The 18501-nt window shown below is 36.1% G+C and carries 17 protein-coding genes; 5 read left to right on the forward strand and 12 right to left on the reverse strand.

The features are described 5' to 3' along the window. Together ABJH98_RS17630 and ABJH98_RS17635 are read left to right on the forward strand one after the other, a co-directional pair. Nucleotides 1–267, forward strand: a 267-nt coding sequence (locus ABJH98_RS17630) for a hypothetical protein (RefSeq protein WP_348309106.1), incomplete at its 5' end; no start/stop codon positions are given. Between the two features lie 39 nt (nt 268–306). After that, nucleotides 307–801, forward strand: a complete 495-nt coding sequence (locus tag ABJH98_RS17635) for a hypothetical protein (RefSeq protein WP_348309107.1) — start codon at nt 307–309, stop codon at nt 799–801. A gap of 84 nt (nt 802–885) precedes the next feature. Here ABJH98_RS17635 and ABJH98_RS17640 read toward each other — a convergent pair whose 3' ends face one another. Then, entirely contained in the window at nt 886–1128 is a 243-nt protein-coding gene (locus tag ABJH98_RS17640; protein ID WP_348309108.1) for a hypothetical protein, read from the reverse strand. Between the two features lie 532 nt (nt 1129–1660). On the opposite strand from ABJH98_RS17640, the gene ABJH98_RS17645 reads away from it, so the two are divergent. After that, nucleotides 1661–1987 carry a hypothetical protein gene (locus ABJH98_RS17645; protein WP_348309109.1) on the forward strand — a complete coding sequence of 109 codons (327 nt, stop codon included), beginning with the start codon at nt 1661–1663 and terminating at the stop codon, nt 1985–1987. A gap of 109 nt (nt 1988–2096) precedes the next feature. Here ABJH98_RS17645 and ABJH98_RS17650 read toward each other — a convergent pair whose 3' ends face one another. The 3 genes from ABJH98_RS17650 to ABJH98_RS17660 all read right to left on the reverse strand — a co-directional run bounded on the left by ABJH98_RS17650 (nt 2097) and on the right by ABJH98_RS17660 (nt 4004). Beyond that, nucleotides 2097–2873 (reverse strand): nucleotidyl transferase AbiEii/AbiGii toxin family protein, encoded by a 777-nt coding sequence (locus ABJH98_RS17650; RefSeq protein ID WP_348309110.1) that lies wholly within the window; start codon nt 2871–2873, stop codon nt 2097–2099. After that, nucleotides 2809–3183, reverse strand: a complete 375-nt coding sequence (locus tag ABJH98_RS17655; protein ID WP_348309111.1) for a hypothetical protein — start codon at nt 3181–3183, stop codon at nt 2809–2811. The genes ABJH98_RS17650 and ABJH98_RS17655 overlap by 65 nt, the downstream gene beginning before the upstream one ends. Nucleotides 3184–3803: 620 nt before the next feature. Beyond that, complete coding sequence (locus ABJH98_RS17660; RefSeq protein ID WP_348309112.1) at nt 3804–4004, reverse strand: hypothetical protein; 201 nt, start codon at nt 4002–4004, stop codon at nt 3804–3806. A 118-nt stretch (nt 4005–4122) separates the two neighbouring features. Here ABJH98_RS17660 and ABJH98_RS17665 point away from each other — a divergent pair, with 118 nt between their 5' ends. Then, nucleotides 4123–4521, forward strand: coding sequence for a hypothetical protein (locus tag ABJH98_RS17665; RefSeq protein ID WP_348309113.1), 399 nt, complete (start codon nt 4123–4125; stop codon nt 4519–4521). Here ABJH98_RS17665 and ABJH98_RS17670 read toward each other — a convergent pair. Further along, a complete protein-coding gene (locus ABJH98_RS17670) occupies nt 4518–5267 on the reverse strand; it encodes a hypothetical protein (RefSeq protein ID WP_348309114.1) in 750 nt (249 codons plus the stop codon). The genes ABJH98_RS17665 and ABJH98_RS17670 overlap by 4 nt on opposite strands. Before the next feature lie 933 nt (nt 5268–6200). On the opposite strand from ABJH98_RS17670, the gene ABJH98_RS17675 reads away from it, so the two are divergent. Further along, nucleotides 6201–6401 carry a hypothetical protein gene (locus ABJH98_RS17675; protein WP_348176223.1) on the forward strand — a complete coding sequence of 67 codons (201 nt, stop codon included), beginning with the start codon at nt 6201–6203 and terminating at the stop codon, nt 6399–6401. A gap of 110 nt (nt 6402–6511) precedes the next feature. On the opposite strand, the gene ABJH98_RS17680 is transcribed toward ABJH98_RS17675, so the two are convergent. From ABJH98_RS17680 to ABJH98_RS17710, 7 genes are all read right to left on the reverse strand, one after another. Next, nucleotides 6512–6721 carry a hypothetical protein gene (locus ABJH98_RS17680; protein ID WP_348309115.1) on the reverse strand — a complete coding sequence of 70 codons (210 nt, stop codon included), beginning with the start codon at nt 6719–6721 and terminating at the stop codon, nt 6512–6514. Between the two features lie 14 nt (nt 6722–6735). After that, entirely contained in the window at nt 6736–7092 is a 357-nt protein-coding gene (locus ABJH98_RS17685; RefSeq protein ID WP_348309116.1) for a hypothetical protein, read from the reverse strand. Nucleotides 7093–7172: 80 nt separating this feature from the next. After that, entirely contained in the window at nt 7173–7856 is a 684-nt protein-coding gene (locus tag ABJH98_RS17690) for a hypothetical protein (protein ID WP_348309117.1), read from the reverse strand. Nucleotides 7857–7862: 6 nt separating this feature from the next. Continuing rightward, on the reverse strand, nt 7863–8525 hold the full coding sequence (locus ABJH98_RS17695) for a hypothetical protein (protein WP_348309118.1): 663 nt from the start codon (nt 8523–8525) through the stop codon (nt 7863–7865). Nucleotides 8526–8606: 81 nt separating this feature from the next. Next, nucleotides 8607–9236: a hypothetical protein gene (locus ABJH98_RS17700; RefSeq protein ID WP_348309119.1), complete on the reverse strand. Its 630-nt coding sequence runs from the start codon at nt 9234–9236 to the stop codon at nt 8607–8609. Continuing rightward, nucleotides 9226–9522 (reverse strand): hypothetical protein, encoded by a 297-nt coding sequence (locus tag ABJH98_RS17705; RefSeq protein WP_348309120.1) that lies wholly within the window; start codon nt 9520–9522, stop codon nt 9226–9228. Before ABJH98_RS17705 ends, ABJH98_RS17700 begins: the two co-directional genes overlap by 11 nt. A 4-nt stretch (nt 9523–9526) precedes the next feature. Then, entirely contained in the window at nt 9527–18490 is an 8964-nt protein-coding gene (locus tag ABJH98_RS17710; protein WP_348309121.1) for a hypothetical protein, read from the reverse strand. Between the last annotated feature and the right edge of the window lie 11 nt (nt 18491–18501).

Genomic DNA, 18501 nt, shown 5'->3' on the forward strand with positions numbered 1-18501 from the left:
AACGGCTCAGGAAAGGCACCCATTCATGGAAATATTTCTAGTCTTACCGTTTTCGATGAACGCGATGTTAATATATATGTACAAAGGATTCGAACAAAAAATACTAGACTAACACGCGAATTTTTTGATATCGGACTTTATGATCCTATTTTTCAAATGGTACAAGTTGACTGGACAAGACAAGAAGTACACCTAGTTTCTACATATACCCAACTAGATATGTTGGAATCATATGATCCAATGAAAGATCATCCAGAGATTAACTAAACGGACGATTTTGTCCACTCATTTCACTATATTGTAATTATGCTAAAAACCTCCAGCATCAACATTTTTAAACTAATTCTCCTTGCCGGTCCTGATAGACTTTTACGCATAGCTTTTACATTGGAACATGAATTCTATCATAACGAGAAATATTGGACAGAAGAATATGAAACCATCACTTACATAATAAATGGTTTATTAATCCAAAAACATTCCTGCACCGCAACAATTGATAAAGAATATTTTTTTTCTTGGATACGAACTATTGACAATGATTCATACGATGGACTAATAAGAATTGAATTGCTTATCAGGAAAAATAAACCATCAGAAGTAACGCTAAACTACTACTCAAAAGAATTGGAACTTGCCAGAAAATTCTTTGAAATCGAATCATTTTATAAGATAAATAGCGATGTTGACCCTGAGAATTATCCTGCTCCATACAGGCTCATTGATTTACGCGAGGGAAATGAGCAGTCCCTCCAAACCTTTCCAGTAAAAGTTAAAAAAATAAGTAAAACGGACGTTTAAACTGCCGTATTATGGAACTCAAAGGATCGTTTTACCGAAGTGGCCTTAACTACAATCTTGGAACACTCTGCTGTTGAGCTAAGTTTATTCTAATGATCTAAGATGATTTCGTAATTTTTTTTGAACAGAAGCAATTAGTCGCTTCATTACTTCCTGTTCTTTTAAAATTTGATCTTCACTTATCGTTTCATCTTCCCGAATCCTCCTGATATATTCGATATTAATATCATGCATTTTCTTATACACGCTAGAACCTGATTCAATACTATCCAAAACAAATTGTGTTTCAACTTTATCTAGTTGATCTGAATTCTTAAGTAATGCCATACTTGAATTTACCATTTAAATATTAACATTAAAAAAAATGACGTTTATCAAACCCTACATATCATTCTCATTATCTCGATCAAGTTCGTTAAAAGCTCACCTACAGTAGTTGCCTTACTTCTTATCTCCTTCCATCCTCAATAATTTCTAATTGTACTTATCGTATATGTGGTGGCCAACCAGGAAGGCTTCGAGATCCGCAGTTCCCGGAGAGCTGGCCAGCTGTGCAGCAGCTCCCAAAAGTGGCTTTATTTACAGTATTGAGACATTTAAAAACTGATCCAATTTGTAAATTGAAAATTCTAAATATCTCGATTATCAACCTATAATTGTATTTTTCCTAGAAATCGGCTTTCATACTTGCGTCCTAAGCAACGATCTCAATGTGTTTAATAGGATATGACCTCTAAAACGGACAAACTAACTTTTCTAAATATCTGATACAACTCCAGGCCCAGTTCAGCTATAGCCAATAGGCTATTGCTTAAACTTTCTTTTCTAATTAACTTATCCAGAACTAAATTTTACTGATATGGGAAAACAAAAAATAATAATTGATGAACATCCTAATACTGGTGAAATGAATGTAGAAATAGAAGTTTCTTTTCCTGTATACACTAGAGCTAAGGATATTACTGGCATTACCTTTTCTAAATATACACAGCATGATGCTCTTGAATTACTACAAGGTTCCCCTTATAAGTTTCCTGGTAATGCATGGAGAGTAACCTATATGAAAACCTCAATTAAAGAATCTGCCTCATATTCCATAATGAGCACACCAATAACAGAAAAACAATTCCTCAAAGCACTCCAAGAGTGTATCAAATGGATTTCCCAATTTAAAACGGACGTTTAATAGGCCGTGTTCTGGAACTAAAAAGATCAATTTCTAATTGTACTTATCCGAGATTCTTCATTAAAGCAAGTAGGCAACTCGACTCGCAGCGCCCGGACATTCTACAATTTTAAACGCCTTTCGACTTCTTTTGCTTCATTGGAATGAGTTTCTCTCTTTCGAAATCTACCATTTTTTCTGACATCATTTTCGACACATACTCCGGAGATATTTTATCTTTTTCACCAAGGAGATGAAGCATATCGTCATCTCCATATAGCTCTTGGTTGACTTCAAGATTCGACAGGTCCTTTATTGCATTTATGAACAAATTTTTCCTTCCCTCTTCACTTCCACAATAATACCTGCTCATTACTTTTGAATAATGTTTATACATTTCCGGAATTGAATAATCTTCGGCTAGAACACCTATATCATAAACATCTCTCCATTCTTCTCTTAATTCGATTGCCACTAATTTCATACCAAGCAATGTTTCTTTTACAGGTAACCGAATATTACCGATCCAGTCAAACTCTTTTGGAGAATGAAATCTATTTTCACTCAAAAAATCAACTTTTACCCCATCTACCATGAGTTTCAAATAGGTCTTTCCAGTACTATCAATGATTTCAACATTCGGAAAATCACGATTGATGTTTTTTAAAATAGTCGCAATTTTTGGGAGATCGCGTTTCCTTCCTGGAAACTTATTATAGGCAAAAAAATCTAAGTCCTCACTGAGTCTGTGGTTTACCCGAATAGATAAGCCAGTACCACCAACTAGAAAATACTCCTGCATTTCTGAGTAGCCAGCAATAATTTCTAACTTATCGAGTGTATTAGAAGGAACTCCTTTGAGTTCTTTTTTTAAGACGGTTTGCCCTTTTATTTTCGAGATACTCATTTGGTCTTTTAATTCCAAAGACACTTTTTGCAATATGAATTTGTCTGGGCTCATTCTGTCCCCCATAAACCATACCCCTTAACCAGTATCTTTCTATTAAATTGATAGGAAATGCCATTTTAAGCTTATTTAAATCCTCTTGAGAGCCGAGGTCTAAATATTTCAATATAATTACCTTATCAGACAATCTTCTTTGAGCTAAATTAGGATCATAGGACCACATGTGTCCTCTATTCAGTTTTAATTTCTTCTCTAGGTCCTTACGAACCTTGATAGCAGAATCTTCTAACACCATATCGTTTCTCTCCAACGGCATATACAAATTTACTTATTTACATTAAATAGCACAAAAACAGAGTATAATCACTCTATTCGAACATATAACGTATCTACATCCTTTAATAGTTCTAAATATTTTTTGATTTCCTGTTCCTGACATTCGTTTGTACCTTCATAACAAAAGGAATTACAGAAAGAACTTATATCTTCTTTCTCAATATAACAGTAACAGTATTGATCATCTTCACTATTGATCCACTCAACAGCAAACTTCCTAATATGATCAAAGAATGGCAGAACCCGGCCAACTTGCGTACTGATAATTGGTTCAGCAGCTGTCTTTTCAGAGAGGTATAAATTAACAGGCATTAGGTAGATTGGAAAAAAGCAAACCTCTCCTATTCGGAAAAAATTTGCTTTGATAATAACTGATTGTAAAAACCTTATTTAGAATCTATTTAACCTATTTATTCGCCTCTTCTATGGAAGAAGGAAAACGATCATAGAACTCCCGTAATTTCTGAAGGTTTTTATCATAATCTTCTTGACTTTGAACGCTTGAATTACTCATAATTATCTATTTATATTTAACACTATTTCCTAGTATTAAATATAAATCAAAATCAAATAAATGTTGCATATTTGCAACATTTATTCTTCAAGAAGATTTTCTCCGAAGCTTTTAAAATAATCAATAAGCCTTTTTCGATAATCTTTAGGAACATTTCTTCCGCCCACTACCAATTGCAAGGTTCTTTTTGGTATATCCAACTCTTTTTCAATAGCGGTATATTTAAGAAGACCTTTATTTTCCCTGATAAACTCATCAATTGAAATTTTTTCATTACTCATACTCAAATATAGACATGACAACACGAATAACTTATTCCTATTTATTTCCCCATTTTAATAAACTTTTACTGCCAAATTACGAATTATACTAATATTATTAGTATTCTTTGTGTAATAAATGAAAACAGTCTCAGACATTCTTAAGCACGAATCCATTATGTTTCTAGGGTCGAAAAACCTCTATAGGCGAGGTGAAGCCAAACCTTACTGCAAATATTTAAGAAAGGATAACGTGACAGGCAAACATGAAATCTCACCATCATATTTAGAATTCAAACCCCACCAACTATATCTACACCCTTATTTTCCACACCTTGATATACAAAACATTGAATGCTTGTACGATGGTCTTTTTTATAAAATGGGAGAGAAATATCCAGGGCAGGATTTAGCCGGCGATCGTTGGTTCATTATTGAGCCAAAGCGTCTTGCTTTAACAGCTACCGATGTATACAATTTACCTCAATATTTTAAGCCTATCTATAGTGAAATAGCATCTGATTATAGAAGCATTTAATTGCCAAATTCATTTTCCAAATATTTTTTTAAATAATGAATCATTGCCTGGCGTTTTCTTACTTCCAATCGTTCCAATTTCGAAACCAGATTCTTAGCTGCTCGATGCTTCAAATTGTACCGTTCATGTTTGTCATCTCCAACAAATCTATAATCCTGTAAAACTCCATCCTCATGATCATAACTCATATACAAATGTTCTAATGCAGATCCTTGTCGAGTTGTAGACTTAAATTTAATTTTTCTCCAATTCTTTAACCTGGAATCATAAAGTTCATCCGGATAATGAGAAATAATCACATCCACATTCGCTTGAAAAGACCACAGCTCTGCACATTCCAAAAATATAAAATGTTCCTCATCAGTCATTGTAAACCTATAAGGCGCTCGATCACTTTTTATTGAGCTCATCCTATAAGAGGGATCACAGTAAATACAAACTTGCTTCCTACTTAGATCCTGAGTCGCTAAAAGCTGCGACGTGATATCCCAACCAACACCTTCTATCAATTCAATAAATTCAAATCCCTCTTCTCTCCAAGCTCTAATCACATCCGGATTAATATCAACTCCATATACATTAGCACCTTTCAAATCAATATTCCTAGTAACCGCACAATTGCCCAAAAAAGGAATAATCAACACATCAAAAGGACGTATTTCATTAATTATTTTCTGTGCCGTTCCAGCAGCCTCTTTTCCACCTGTATAGCCATTTTTAAATGCCTTAACCTTTAAACCTTCCATACCTGGCAAGGTCGTCGATTACTGCGACTATTCCAAACTTTCTCGAGAGTCGCAGAATTCTACCACCCCAGCTCTATCAGGATCTAGTCGTAAAACTTTGCGACTCTGGCCAGCTCTAAAATTTATTAAACACCGGTAGCACAATTATGCGACCCTGCAGCACCGTTTTTTTTTTGCATCCTTCGGATAGGTTTATTGAAACACCCTGTTTCAAACTTCTCCAATGGAGTTCTTTTCGGTCGTGGCCTCCAAGAACGGTGATACTCAAATTATTGGTAAAGTTCGGTTTTCCCAGTGACACAGGTTCTTCGCTTTATGCTCACAAACTCCAGGCAACAATCTTCCCTCCCAAGGTGCGGGTATTCTTGCCTTCCATTTGCCTTTAGTCACTGGCAACCGCTCCGCTAACCGATGTACTTCACAAATAATTTGTTTAATCTTAATCTTATTAACATGACTTTTATAACAAACACTTTTAACAAGCTTTCTTCAATCTTTCAATTCATCAACAAGGTTAGAAGAATCTTCTCTATCAAGAGAATCTTTCTCTTCTCATTTATCTTCGAAATACTTAGAAATTGTATTTCATTCTATTTCTAAAAAGGGAATTTTTCCCTTTTTTTATTCGCACCCTTCAGTATAACTAAATCAATAGGCATCCTTCGGATAGGTTTATTGAAACACCCTGTTTCAAACTTCTCCAATGGAGTTCTTTCCGGTCGTGGCCTCCAAGAACGGTGATACTCAAATTATTGGTAAAGTTCGGTTTTCCCAGTGACACAGGTCCTTCGCTTTATGCTCACAAACTCCAGGCAACAATCTTCCCTCCCAAGGTGCGGGTATTCTTGCCTTCCATTTGCCTTTAGTCACTGGCAACCGCTCCGCTAACCGGGACACTTCACAAATAATTTGTTTAATCAAAATTTTATTATCATGAAAATGTTAGAAATTTCTTCAGGAAACAGAACTTACTCTTTAAAGCCAGGCGATCAGGTAAAAGCCTTCATTGGTCAATCCTTAAAACAATCAAAAAAATTACTTTCCGGAACATTGACCAGTATTGGAGAGAAAAAATCTACAATTACAATGTTTAATAAAAACGAAATAGTTCTGGAAAATAGCCAAATCTACTAACCACCACTAACAAAGAAATTCAAAGTCAATATCCTTAATTATTTTCCTATCAAAATAAAAAAGGAATGACGAATCATTCCCTTTTAACATAACAAGTGGATAATTTCATATCACACACCATTCATAATTTCTTTCAGTTCATTAAGAAGGCCTTTATCATCTTCAAAATATGCCAAAGCCACTTCATCATCATCAATCCAACCATTACCGTGTAACGATAGGCCAGCATGATATTCCAAATAAAACAAAATCAACATTGATTTATCTTCAATCGATTTGGAAGAACTATTAATTTTTTCTAATGCAATTCTAATACTCATTTTCAATTCTAATTTTATTCAATAACAGAATTAATTCCTTCAATTGCGGTGAGCTCAAAAATCAAGTAGTGGTCATCAGTATCATCATATTTTTGCGTTATGATTATTTCATCGTCTCTAGATACAATAGATCCAATAATCAATTTTTGATTCTTTATTGACACTCCTGAACCACTATCCCAATCAACGATAATCTCTTCACCTACTGACAGAGTATAATCCTTACCTTTATATTCCAAGTCTAAGTCATCGAATATATCTTCCTTACCTCCATATTTGATTTGGCTGTTTTTTGGGCCATTAGGAAATTTTTTTTCGTTGTTTACACTTAGGTGAACTCTCCCACCTTCTTTCAATCTATAATGATTCATTAATTTGCAGTTTGATCATCACTAAGCTCAATCGAGCTCATCTCATAATATGCTTCCTCTCTATTCATAATCTATAGAACTTAATGTTCCATCTTAGAACTCTTAGTCTTTGCCTTGTCAATCTTCTTTGGCTTAAACATCTCCTGGATCTGCTTCTCATCCATACCCTGCTCTCTCATATTCTCTTTAACATTAGCAATCTCAGTAGTCAAAGTTTTTCTTTCTTTTTGCAGATCTTTAATCTGATCATTTAACTGTTTATTCTCATTAGCAAACAACACATTCTGATTATTACTAATTTTGAGTTCCCTTTCCAGTCCAATGATAATTGCATTCGCCATCACAACAGAAGGCAAATCCAATCCTTCTTTAAGGGAAAGTACCTCCATGCTTATTTTCTCTTTCACAGATTCCTTTAAATCCAGCACATCCTTATCTGTACTTGATTCAGTCAATTGTTGAATGATCTTATTGGCTTCAAGCTTATTCTCTTCTTTCGTATCCTTAGTTGCATGCCCGGTAGAATAGTTGTTCTTATTGGCATACACATCCTGCATCAACTTCTCAGCTGCCTTCTTATCAGACTTGAAAGTACTCTTGAAGTCATTCACCATTCTATCGACCTTCTTAACATCATCCCTGGCCACCAAACTGATTAGCTCATTAATTACCGGTTCATTCTTTTTAACACCGTTAAATGCCAGTTTAACAATGTCCCTGATTGCCTGAATACTATTACTACGATTACCTCTTAAAACTGCCATTTACTCTTATTTAGTTATATCAATAATTACTTTAGTTTGCTCACTCCAAATTCCGTCGTTATCCTTTACACGCAGGCCGACTTCATACAAATTACTACTCTCTTCATCTTCACCAGGAAAAACATGAACAATCACATTATCCTTAGTTTCAATTCTCTTATTCTGAAGAATATATTCGTACAACACAATCTTTCCGCCATATCGCGAATCTCCATCAAAACTTTCCTTACCAATCAATTCGTATTCATATGGAGAATTTATGCCTAACTTATTATAATAAAGAACACTTTTCGGGTTCACATTCTTGAATGCCTTAAGATCGAAGGTTACAGAAGATGACTCATTAAATGCATCTACCACAGACAATTTCATTAAATGGGTCCCCAGCACCTTTGGCTTGTAAGAGACTCGAAGCTCATTATTACTAATTGCAATTCCATTCAGATTAACTCTCTTATTATTAGAAAAAATCTCACCTGCTCCTTCCAAAATCTCATATCTAAATTCAGAAATATTGTTATTCTCATCGTACAAAGCAATTTGGATATCATAAACCTCATTAAAATTTTCACCTACTTTTAAACTATCACTAAATGAGCGATCATCATTCCCATTACTATAATTTATTTGAGGTGGAGAATTCATTTCAGTTATTGCATCTTTAGTCATATCACAACTAATCATCAATACAACCAAACCCACTAACAAATACCCTAATAATCTCCGAAAATTGCCCATCATATTCATCATTTATTTAGAACCCATATCCACATTATCTTCAAATACTCCAGGATAAGAAGAAATTTCATTTTCCCCTATATCCAATCTCTTTTCTTCAAGCTGCTGTAATAACTCCAATTCAGAACCAAACTTCACAAATGACTCAAATTCCAACTGTTCATTATCCTTATTTTGAGCCTCCAACAGCTTACCCGTATCAATAAGCATGTTCTCATTATCAATATCATCTAATCCGCCAACGACTACATATCTACACTCCACTACATTATTCTCACTTTTCTTTTTAAAGAATGCGATTTGTCCTCTTCTGAACTTGATCCATCTCTTCATCGCTAATTTGTCCATCAAAAAAACGCCATCAACCTCATTCGTTCTCTCCTCTTCCTCAGATTTCACACTTTCTAAAATCACCTCAGGCCTCAGGTACCTTTTAATCTCTACTTTGAAAACACCATCAAATTCACCTTGATTGAACAATTTTAAAAACGTCTCCCAACGAATTCTCATAATAGTTGCAGCCTCCTTTAAATTATATACACCTGCCGGCCAATGGAAACCTTTTCGCAACTGATCTTTTCTATCCTTCAGAAGAACAAAGTTCACATCCATATAATAATCTTCATCGCTCTTATTTATCATCGACATTCAATTTTTCTTTAAACTCATCAACACAAGCTCTTCCTCTATAATATTCTCTTTGCTCTTCTTCCAAATACTTTTCAGCAACAACATTTCCATTTACACTTTGATAACTCTGAGCTACTTTACTAAGATGCAAAACATCAAGATTTATGTTTTTTAGCTTATCCCTAATTATCTTATTATCTCTCACTAGAAGTTGTTTTGCTTCCGAGTTCAATCCCGAACGCAAAATTCTTCGATCATGATTACTAAGTAATCGACGTACTTCCTCAATTCCATTCATCCTCCTATTGTTTGATCACCTTAAATACTTCATCATTTATCTTGACAAGTACTATCCCATGAACCGAATCTATGAAGCGCAACTCTATAGTTTCAAAGTCAATTTGCTCACGACTTACTTCCAGACTATTTCCACTTAAATCAAATACTCTAACCGAATCATCTTTTTTCACCCCGTTGAAATACACAACATCCTCAACCGGATTAGGATAATATTTAATTTCATTTCCAACTTTGTTAACAGCTAGGATTGGCACATCATCCCAAATCATGAAGCTCTCTAATACCAACCTCGTTTCACATGAACTACTATTACTTAAAACTGCCGAAATATTCTTATATCCTGTTTCATAATAATAATGAACTGCTTTCTCTTCATATGAACTCAAACCATCACCAAACTCCCAATAAACCGCTTCAACGTTGTCAATATTATCAACATCAAACACAACAGCCTCTCCAACTTTTGCTGAATCAATATCTGTTACAATATCTCCAACAGGATTATTGATATTAATTCGTATATAAGTTTCCTGGTCAGAAGGACAACCAAATTGTGATATTGATTTGTAATAAATTTTCTCATTACCAATAATTTCATAATTCAGGATATTCCCATAAGATATAGGGTCACCACCCTCTTGGTTTTCCTCTTTATACCAACCAATTCTAGCTGAACTATTTATAGTATTGTCAGGAAGGTTTGCCGTCATTTCAACAAAATTTCCAACACAACCATCATATTCAGATTTATCAGTAAAGGCAGGATCAGGTGCGGTTACAACGGTGACTGTTCTGGATCCAGCAACTTCACATTCTAAACCATCATTGGTATATCTTAAAATATGATTTCCCGCACCAGCTAATTGATTATAGAAGTAATTATTAATTACGCCTGTACCACTCCATTTTCCACCATTAGCCAATTCTTCATTAAAATTCAGCTTCAATGGCTCATCCCCCAAACAAATCAATGTGTCTAAACCAAAATTTTGTATGTCACTTTTAAATACCGTTATGATTAGAGAATCATAGCTTACACAACCATTTCCATTCTCAAAGAAATAATCAACCACATAAGCCCCGGCTTTTAATCCTTTAGCATTAAAAATTCCATCAACAACGTTTCTATTTACAAAAAGACCAGTTGCCGGCCTGGCACCAAATGTCAAATCTATACTTGTAGCTGTATTACAAACGCTCTGATTAGGCCCTGCATCAATTTCAATTTCACTGACAACACTTACTACTTTAGAGACTTCAGTTATACATCCAAATGCGTTTTCAATAGAATAACTAATTATATAATTCCCTACACCTACTATTGATGGATCAAAAGAATTTTCTACGACACCCGGGCCACTAAAAGTTCCACCTGATACGTCAACATCATTCAGTAAATTATATGGAGTTGCATCGATACAAAGTTCCAAATTAATGCCAAAGTCAACTGCTGTTTCCTCATACACATAAATTTCCCTATATGCTCTTATTTCACAGCCTTTAAAATCAAGAACATAAGAAACAATGTGAGACCCATTCCTTCCTTCAGGATCAAAGAATATTCCGTCAACACCCTCTCCCTGATATCGTCCTCCCAAAATATTAGTATCATCGGTCAAGTTAACAGGCTGGTCTGCACTACACATCTCCAACCTACTTCCAATCATTAAATCTGGTTCGTCTAATACATTAATCCGTATTGAATCAACCGCTAAACAACCTCTTTCATTGGCCTTAAAATAATAAGCCCAATGATCTCCAACACCAGCTGAACCAGGATTAAACAACCCATTGATAATCCCTGTACCTTCCCAGGTACCTCCTTCTACTGGAGATTCCAATTCAACTGGAGTACCATAAACACAAATATCAAAATTGGCTCCTGCTTCTGTTGTTGGATTATCAACCTGAATCTCAATTGATGTCGAACCTTCGCACAACCCATCAGAAACAGTAAGATTATATAATAAGCTTCTAGAAGGTTTCACCACAGGATCAGCAACAAAATATTCGGGATCAGCTGGACTTATTATAGACGGAGTCCAACGATAACTTATTCCTCCTGTTCCGAACAACTGTATTTCATCTTCAGGACATATTACAATATCAGGTTCATTAAGTATTACCGGTGAAGGCGTTTGTCTTATTTCAACTTCTCTAGTTTCAACTCTCGAACAAGAACCAATCATTTTTTCATATGAAACAAAATGAATTCCAGGATCTACACTCTGAGGATCAAATATTACTCCATCTACACCATCGCCGTAAATATTAGTAATAGTCGAACCTGTTACATCCCTTAAATCAAATAGCTCATCACTTTCACACTTTTCTATTTTTGCTCCAACATCAAAGGTTGGAATAGTAGTTACAAAAACTCTTACACTATCTTCTGCCACACATCCATCACTATCGATCATTCGCACATGGTAGGTTGTATCTACATTAGGATAAACAAAAGGATCATCCTTATAAGGATTCTCGATCGCATAATTTGGACTCCACTCGTACAAGACATCATTACCATCCAGATCAGCTGACAACCTTACCTGTTCCCCATGACAAATCACTTGATTAATACTAACCTCCGTATCCAATTCTTTGAAATTTACACTGACCGATTTCTCCACTATACAACCACTTATATCCGTTACATTTACCTCATAAACAGAATTACTAACAGGTTTTGCCTTGGCATTGGCCAACGTATCATTGTTGATTGTATTTTTATGATTTACCCATTCATAACTTGTTCCACCAATAATTTCAAATTGAACTGAATCGCCTTCACAAACAACAACTTCATCATTCACAAATATTTCTTCTTCTCCTTTAACAAACACTTCCAATTCATCCGTCAACACACATTCATCCACTACTGCAGTTCCTTTAATGAAATAAACCTGATTAGCTCTCATTCCACTAGGGTTAAGCATTAAATCACCAACTACACCATATCCATCAAATGTAACTGTTGGAATATTTGACAGTGACCTTAAATCAAATGATTCATCATTTTCGCAAACCGAAATATCCGCTCCCAGATTTAGGACCCCTTTATCTATTACAGAAACAAGTACATCAGCTTGCGTCGGACATCCGTTAATATCATACATCGTAACTGTGTAGGTTGTTGTAGTTTCCGGTTCAACTTCAGGAGTTGCACTAAAACGATTCACAATATTCTCATTTGGAGTCCATTCATACCATGCATTATCTACATCCAAATCCGCCTCTAAAATGACACTTTCACCTCTACATATTGTCTTACTCGAACTGATATCATAAGCATAATTTTTAAAGTTAACTTGGACTGACTTTTCCTGAGTACAACCAAAAATATCTACCACCGTCACCGTATATTCTGTTGGTTCAGTAGGCGTAACGAATGGTCTGCTACTTGTTGCATCATCCATAGTTTCCGCATGATTCCATAAATAAGTAACCCCTCCAGTAACTGACAATCTTACTGTCTCACCATCGCATATCTCCTTTGTATTATCAATTTCAATTTCTTCTAATCCCTTTAACTCTACTTCTAAAACATCTGTTAAAGAACAACCATTCACTTGAACTGTGCCAGTGATGAAATATACCAAACCAACCTCAAGATCATTAGTATCTAATATCAATTCATTGGCCACTCCTGTCCCTGAAAACTTCGCATCGTAATGACTAGATATTGTTCTTAAATCAAAAAGCCCATAATTTTCACACAATTCAAGCCTTGTTCCTAAATCAAGCACACCTTGATCTCTTACCGTCACTTTCACATCCTCAATCACACTACAACCTCTACTGTCCGTCATTTCAACCTGATAATCTGTAGTTACATCAGGTGAAGCCATTGGAGTATCAATTAAATTATTATCTAGTCCCAATTCAGGACTCCAGGTGTAATCAATACTAACGCCGTCCATGGACGCCTCTAATTCAACCTCTTCACCTTTACAAATCACAACATTGTCTGAAATAGAAGAACTATTTTCATCAATATTTACTTCAATATCTTCTGATGTTATACATCCCTTTGAATCAGTTACCTGAACATTGTATAATGTACTTACTGTTGGAGAAGCTGTAGGTGACGACGATGTCGGATCTGATAAAGAAGCCTCGTTATTCCATAAGTAACTCACACCCCCAATGGCATACAATCCTACCGATTCACCTTCACATATTTCAATATCATCACTCACTATTACTGTAGATTCCTCAATGATTCTAATTTCAAGCTGATCGTATAAAGTACAACCATCAACCTCTACCATTCCATTGATAAAATAAATATTGCCCGGGCTTAGACGGTCAGTATCGACAATTACACCTTCTACTCCTTGACCATCAAAAGTGACATTTGGTAATGTAGAATTACTCCTCAAATCATATTCGCCATAATTTGCACATAGCTCAATTGGACTTCCTAAATCAAAACTTTCAGTATCCCTTACAGTAACAACCACCTGTTCTTGGGCTGTACACCCATCTTCATTTGTAATTGTAGCCGTATAGGTAGTTGTTTCTTCAGGCGTTGCGCTGGGAGTACTTATATTTGGGTTACTGAGTCCGCTAATCGGTGTCCAATAAACACTATTGATACTTCCATTTATATCAACCTCCAATTCTACTGCCTCTCCCCTACAGATAATCTGATTCTGAGTAATTGAAGATGTTACCTCCTTAAAAGAGACTGTAACTTGTTTATCAAATTCACACCCTCCTGCATCCATCACAGTAACCGTATAAACCGTATTATCAAGTACTGGAGTAGCTAACGGAGTAGCACTAAATGGGTCATCCAAAGTCGATTCGTTATCCCAACTCCAAGAGCTACCACCCCCCACTGTTAATCTTACAGATTCTCCTTTGCAAACCTCTATATCTTCAGAAATTGAAACACTCTGATTCGCCTTAATTCTTACTTCTAATGTATTCGTTATTGTACACCCATTCACAACAGCTGTTCCCTCTAAAAAATAGATTCCACCCGCTGTTAAGTCATATGTATCTAACAACACATCATTAAATACACCATCTCCGGAAAATACTACATCAGAAATATTCGATACCGTTCTTAAGTCAAAATATCCATGTTCCTCACATAATTCTAATGGACCAAACAAATTCAACTCTCCAGGATCCTTAACCGTAATTGTCACATCATCTTCTTTGGTACACCCCTTCGAATTCGTTATCAAGACAGTATAGTCAGTAGTAATACCAGGTGTGGCAACCGGCCTTTGTACGTCAGGATCATGTAGTGTTACAGCTGGAGACCAATGATAACTACTTCCTCCGGAAGCACTCAACTCAATACTTTCACCGAGGCAAATCGTTTGATTTTCTCCAGCATCTCCTTCTATTTTATTAACCGTTACTTTAATCTTGTCTGTATCTACACAACCATTAACATTACTAACAGTCACAGTATATGTTCGATCTACCGAAGGACTCGCAATAGGATTCGCAACCAATGGATTGCTCAAACCTTCAACTGGATACCAGGAATAATTACTGCCACCAGTTGCTTGCAGTTGAACTCCTTCACCCGGACATATTTCAACGTCATCACCGGCATTCGCATCCGGATAATCCAACACTCTAATTTCTCTTGTATCATTCGCTATACAAGTCCCAATATTAATTTCATAGGTAACAAAATGAATTCCAACTCCGGCTCTATCTGCATCGAATAGAACACCATCCAACCCCGAAGATGCAGTAGTAAATGTTCCTCCAATTACACTTACATCTTGCCTTAAATCGTAACTTCCATCATTCAAACACAATTCAAGAATACCCCCAGCATCTACAACCAACGCACTCTCAACAGTTAAATCAATAGTAGTTTGCTTTATACAGCCATTAATATCAGTAACATCAACCGTATATATTTGGTCAGAAGCCAAATTCACCACAGGGTTACTAATATCATAAGCAGTAAGTCCTACCTTAGGATTCCAATCATAAAATTGTGCGTAAATATTCTCTACACTTAACTGCACATCTGTATTTTCACAAATAGTTGTTGCACCCGTCACTAAGCCATTTACCGTAGTTTTGATATTTCCCATATCAGCCACATTAACTTCAACCTCTTTAACTTCTGAGCAACCATTTGCATACCCAATTGTCACCTTATAAGTCCTATCCTCAAGAGGTGTAACCGTCGGATTTGAAATTGTAGCGTCATCAATATCAACATTTGGAAACCAATCATATGTATCACCTCCAGTAGCTTCCAATTGCTGCGATTCTCCAATGCAAATTGTATACTCATTTAGCGTTACATCACCATTGGCAGGATAATTCACATTAATAGTCACCTGTTCAGTTACATAACAACCAGTTGACAAATTTTCTATTTGAACAGAATATGCAGTTGTGGTCACAGGAGTAGCTATTGGGGTCGGGCTCTGACTGTTTGACAAACCAGTACTTGGAAACCAGGTGTATTTATCTCCCCCTGTCGCAGTCAATACTGCACTCTCTCCTATACACAAAGAAGTATTATCGGCAGAAATACTCGTTGCTCCCATAGTTACTTCTTGAAAATATAATCGAGCTGTAGACTGACATCCTTTGCTTGATGTACCTACAACTTCAAAATAAGTATCTCCAACAATAGTAAAAACCGGATTAGAAACGAATGGATTGTTAATTCCAACTTTTAACCCATTTTCATCAAACCATTCATAAGTACTTCCTCCAGTAACCGCAATTCCATCCTTAGCAATTCCTTCACAATAATCTATATTCCCATTGTTAGCAACAAAAGTGCTGTTATTATACATTCTCAATACCGGTGCTGGGTTGACATCAACCTCTACCTCATGAAACGACGAACAGCCATTTGCATAACCTACTTCAACCGTATATGTCTTAGTATCCGTCGGGTTAACCGTTGGAGTAGCTGTATTTCTTCCTGTGATGTTTTGATTCGGAGTCCAGGTATAACTAATACCACCTGTTGCTTCTAAACCAACTGCTTCACCCTCGCATATCTCAAATGCATCATTAGTTACCGCACCTGTACTACCAGATTGAACCGCCACAAATACTTCTTCTTCAACAAAACAATCTCCACCGTTTCCAATCCTCACCGTATAATTTGTACTCGTTGTTGGTGAAGCTACAACGTTAGCTACATCAATTCTATCTAATCCGGTACTAGGGTACCAGGTATAAGTAGACCCTCCAGTCACGCTTAGATTAACATTTTCACCAAGGCATATTACCTGATCAGCTGTAATACTAGTAGACCCAATGTTCTCCTCAACTAAATTGATCGTTTCGCTATTTTGACACCCATCACCTGATGTTATTGTCACCGTATAAGAAGGATCACCAGCTCCTGTTATAAATGTGGGATTTGAAACGGAAGAATTATTTAACCCAACCCCTGGAAACCACGAATATGACAATCCCCCTAAATTATTGTTATCAATTGCCTGAAACCCCGCTTCTTCACCGCTACAATAATTAACAGAACCATTTGAAGCAACTTCTATTCCTTCATAAAATATTTTCGGATCTGGAAGAGAATTAACATCCACATCCACCGTATAACTCTTTATACACCCTCCAGAATGTGTAACATTCACCGTATATGTTCTATCTGATGAAGGACTCACTGTAGGAGTTGCCGTATTCCTTCCAGTAATATTAGAATTAGGACTCCAACTGTAAGCTGTTCCTCCATACGCTTCCAATTGTACTCCGTTGCCAACACATACTTCAACAGAATTATCCGTTACACCACTTCCTGAAGGCGTAGAAACATTAACAGTAACCCCATCAGTAAAATCACACCCACTATTACTCACCTCTACCTCGTAGAAAATAGTAGAAGTTGGTGATGCCACTGGGTTACTTATATTTCGATTACTCAGCGCAGTTGATGGTGTCCATTTATATGTTGTTGTTCCCCTTAGGTAATTCGTCCCTAATGAAGTACTTAAATTTGCAGATTCACCAACACATAAATTAGCATCGTCTGTAATTGCGTTAGGATTGGCATCAATCACATAAAGCGTCTTTGAATCACTTTGCGTACAACCATTATTTGTATACTGGTAATTCATAGTATAAGATCCTCTTAACGAACTTACACTCATATTAGTAGACACAGTTGTACCATTTCTTCTCCATTGACCACCAGAAGGCGACCCTCCTAAATCAATTGTACCATCATAACGACAAACCGTCATATTTGAGCCGGCATTTACGTTACTATTGGTTACTGAAAAACTCTTGGTCCTAGTCACAGTACCATTTGGAAAAGTAGCATTAACCGTTATCGTATGATTTCCATTCGAAAGGCCTGAAGGCCTGAACGTATTACCACTAACCCCATCCCCACTAAAGGTATAAGTTACTCCATTCACTCCGGCGGGTAAATAATTTAACAAATTATAGCTACCCCCATCAGTAGAACAAAACGCTGGAATCACATCATCCCATTGATAATTCCATATTCGATAAGTATCCTGGCCTCTCCATTCATATTTAAAACCAAAAGCACTTTTAAAAGCGACTTCATCAATTCTAGTATCAATGTATGATCTAGCAGAAGGATTCAAACCCGTAATGTCTAAGTAACAACTTCTTCCGGCATCAGTGCTTTCTGACACGCCACTCCAAGTTTTACTGGTGCCCTGTGTAGTACTTAAATTATTTTCATCCCACACAGTAGTTCCTTTTGACTGATTATGTGATTTCCAATAATTAGTTTCTGAAATTAACCATCTCCATTCTATAGTCCAACCACCTCCAAATTCTGTTGGTAGCGCTGCTCCTCTTTGCGTTAACCTATAATCTTGTACCGTACCATTATCCCGTACCAAATGTATCGTTCTATTACTCTGAGCAAAAGCATTAAAACCACTCAAAACTCCACTTAATAATAATATTAACGTTATGGTTTTCATTTTGACGCCATAACCACTTAGCCGGTCGATTCTCATACTCATTTTTT

Origin of the sequence: Reichenbachiella sp., from assembly GCF_039969095.1 — a bacterium.
Lineage (GTDB): Bacteria > Bacteroidota > Bacteroidia > Cytophagales > Cyclobacteriaceae > Reichenbachiella.

Excerpts from the sequence above, each read along its gene's own strand:
- ABJH98_RS17710 (WP_348309121.1), bottom strand. The coding sequence starts at position 18,490 with ATGAGAATCGACCGGCTAAGTGGTTATGGCGTCAAAATGAAAACCATA.
- ABJH98_RS17705 (WP_348309120.1), bottom strand. The coding sequence starts at position 9,522 with ATGAATGGAATTGAGGAAGTACGTCGATTACTTAGTAATCATGATCGA.
- ABJH98_RS17695 (WP_348309118.1), bottom strand. The coding sequence starts at position 8,525 with ATGACTAAAGATGCAATAACTGAAATGAATTCTCCACCTCAAATAAAT.
- ABJH98_RS17685 (WP_348309116.1), bottom strand. The coding sequence starts at position 7,092 with ATGAATCATTATAGATTGAAAGAAGGTGGGAGAGTTCACCTAAGTGTA.
- ABJH98_RS17640 (WP_348309108.1), bottom strand. The coding sequence starts at position 1,128 with ATGGCATTACTTAAGAATTCAGATCAACTAGATAAAGTTGAAACACAA.
- ABJH98_RS17670 (WP_348309114.1), bottom strand. The coding sequence starts at position 5,267 with ATGGAAGGTTTAAAGGTTAAGGCATTTAAAAATGGCTATACAGGTGGA.
- ABJH98_RS17675 (WP_348176223.1), top strand. The coding sequence starts at position 6,201 with ATGAAAATGTTAGAAATTTCTTCAGGAAACAGAACTTACTCTTTAAAG.
- ABJH98_RS17665 (WP_348309113.1), top strand. The coding sequence starts at position 4,123 with ATGAAAACAGTCTCAGACATTCTTAAGCACGAATCCATTATGTTTCTA.
- ABJH98_RS17645 (WP_348309109.1), top strand. The coding sequence starts at position 1,661 with ATGGGAAAACAAAAAATAATAATTGATGAACATCCTAATACTGGTGAA.
- ABJH98_RS17635 (WP_348309107.1), top strand. The coding sequence starts at position 307 with ATGCTAAAAACCTCCAGCATCAACATTTTTAAACTAATTCTCCTTGCC.
- ABJH98_RS17660 (WP_348309112.1), bottom strand. The coding sequence starts at position 4,004 with ATGAGTAATGAAAAAATTTCAATTGATGAGTTTATCAGGGAAAATAAA.
- ABJH98_RS17700 (WP_348309119.1), bottom strand. The coding sequence starts at position 9,236 with ATGATAAATAAGAGCGATGAAGATTATTATATGGATGTGAACTTTGTT.
- ABJH98_RS17650 (WP_348309110.1), bottom strand. The coding sequence starts at position 2,873 with ATGAGTATCTCGAAAATAAAAGGGCAAACCGTCTTAAAAAAAGAACTC.
- ABJH98_RS17690 (WP_348309117.1), bottom strand. The coding sequence starts at position 7,856 with ATGGCAGTTTTAAGAGGTAATCGTAGTAATAGTATTCAGGCAATCAGG.
- ABJH98_RS17680 (WP_348309115.1), bottom strand. The coding sequence starts at position 6,721 with ATGAGTATTAGAATTGCATTAGAAAAAATTAATAGTTCTTCCAAATCG.